We start from the raw sequence: 470 nt of genomic DNA, 5'->3' as shown, positions 1-470 counted from the left end.
TGACCTAAATACTTTCTTAGGATATTCAAACTACCATTGATATCTGAGTTTATTATCCCTTTTGTTGTTRTAAAGATTCCTCTAAARACACGTCTTGATTTATCAGCTGCTTCTTTCTCAACCWTTTCTAAGTCTACTGCTGACACTGATGAAGTGTAAGCTTCATTCATCATTACTACTTTTATGCCATGTTTTGCAGCTTTATAYTTAATCTGATTGATTAGACGCGTATGTGGAATTTGAACAAAATACTTGATCTTGTTCTCTTTCTTTATGCCTTTGAAATCACCTATAACGATAGTACCTACTTGATGGTYATTKGCGATATCAATGACCATTTTACTTGCTTTATGAGTATAATAATCTACAAAGCCTCTTCTAGTATCCAAAACCTTATTCATGCGATTTGTTGCCTTAAAATCATCACTTCCTACAATCTTCATATGTTTACTTTGAAGTTCAGCAATTTG

The 470-nt window shown here is 32.5% G+C and carries 1 protein-coding gene; it reads right to left on the bottom strand.

Annotated elements, in window-relative coordinates; genetic code table 11:
* Positions 1-470 (bottom strand): IS200/IS605 family accessory protein TnpB-related protein (locus EZV73_RS28430; RefSeq protein WP_240843938.1); only part of this gene is annotated, 470 nt, incomplete at both ends.

The sequence above is a fragment of the Acidaminobacter sp. JC074 genome, from assembly GCF_022496765.1.
Taxonomy (GTDB): Bacteria; Bacillota; Clostridia; order Peptostreptococcales; family Acidaminobacteraceae; genus JABXKX01.
This window is presented reverse-complemented; position numbering and strand designations above follow the sequence as displayed.